Origin of the sequence: Brachybacterium paraconglomeratum (genome assembly GCF_003994255.1) — a bacterium.
In the GTDB taxonomy this organism is placed as follows: Bacteria; Actinomycetota; Actinomycetes; order Actinomycetales; family Dermabacteraceae; genus Brachybacterium; species Brachybacterium conglomeratum.
In genome coordinates, this window is the sequence record NZ_ML133878.1 from 1 (window position 1) to 1,413 (window position 1,413).

1 protein-coding gene is annotated in these 1,413 nt (G+C 67.5%); it reads right to left on the reverse strand.

What is annotated here, in order from left to right; all coding sequences use genetic code 11:
- Window positions 1-43: 43 nt before the first annotated feature.
- Window positions 44-1,294: an IS256 family transposase gene (locus DS079_RS16960; protein ID WP_126988920.1), complete on the reverse strand. Its 1,251-nt coding sequence runs from the start codon at window positions 1,292-1,294 to the stop codon at window positions 44-46.
- Between the last annotated feature and the right edge of the window lie 119 nt (window positions 1,295-1,413).

The following is a 1,413-nucleotide window of genomic DNA, read 5'->3' on the forward strand; positions in this document are numbered from 1 at the left end:
GGTCAAGTCCCTGGAAGTGGTGTAGCGATCCTTCGCTGAGGGGTCAGGCGGTCAGGGCGGGTAGGGAGCTTGTGGTGACCTCCTCGGTGTTGGTGTCGGGGACGAGGTTGAGGCGGCAGCGGGCCAGGACGTCCAGTCCGAGGTAGCGGCGTCCTTCGGCCCACTCGTCGGTCTGTTCGGCCAGGACCGCGCCGACGAGGCGGACGATCGCCTCGCGGGTGGGGAAGATGCCGACGGAATCGGTGCGGCGACGGATCTCCTTGTTCAAACGCTCGGTGGGATTGTTCGACCAGATCTGCACCCACACATCCTTCGGGAACGCCGTGAACGCGAGCAGATCCGCGCGGGCGGCATCGAGGTGATCGGCCACGGCCGGGAGCTTCTCGCTGACGTAGTCCAGGAGCCGGTCGAACTGGGCGTTCACCGCTGCTGCATCGGGCTGGTCATAGACGCTGTGCAGCATCGCCTTCACCGCCGGCCACATGCTCTTCGGCGTCACGGCCATGAGGTTCGCGGCGTAGTGGGTGCGGCACCGCTGCCAGGCCGCCCCGGGAAGATGCGCAGCGATCGCCTCCACCAGTCCCGTATGCGCATCGGAGGTCACCAGGCGCACCCCGGCGAGGCCGCGAGCGACGAGGTCCGCGAAGAAGCCATTCCACGCTGCTCCGGTCTCGCTGGTCGCGACCCGCATGCCGAGCACCTCGCGGTGCCCGTCGCCGTTGACGCCGGTGGCGAGCAGGACGACGGCGTTAATGACCCGGCCGCCCTCACGCACTTTCATGGTCAGGGCGTCGGCGGAGACGAACGTGAACGGCCCGGCCTCGTCCAGGGGCCGGTGGCGGAACTGCTCGACGTGCTCGTCCAACGACTCCGCCATCCTGCTGACCTGCGACTTCGAAAGACTGTTGATGCCCAGGGTCTTCACGAGCTTATCCATCCGGCGCGTGGAGACACCGGCGAGATAGCAGTCCGCGACGACCGTGATCAGGGCTGACTCGGCGCGCTTGCGCCGCTCGAGCAGCCACTCGGGGAAGTAGGTGCCGGTGCGGAGCTTGGGGACGGCGACGTCGATCGTGCCGACGCGGGTGTCGAGGTCGCGGTGGCGGTAGCCGTTGCGCTGCGCAGAACGACCAGCGCTGGGCCGGCCGTACTCCGCGCCGGCAACAGCGTCCGCGTCCGCGGAGAGCAGGGTGTTGATCACGTCCTGGAGCAGGCTGCGCATCAGATCCGGGGACGCCTCGGCCAGGGCTTCACCGAGCAGGCCGGAAGGGTCGACAATGTGAGGAGCGGTCATCGTGATGACTCCGTTCGAGAGTGCTGTGAGAGGTTCACTCGAAGGATCACACGGTGGCCGCGTCCTTGTCCGGGACGATCACAGGGCCACCGCGCTACACCACTATCGGGGACTCAACT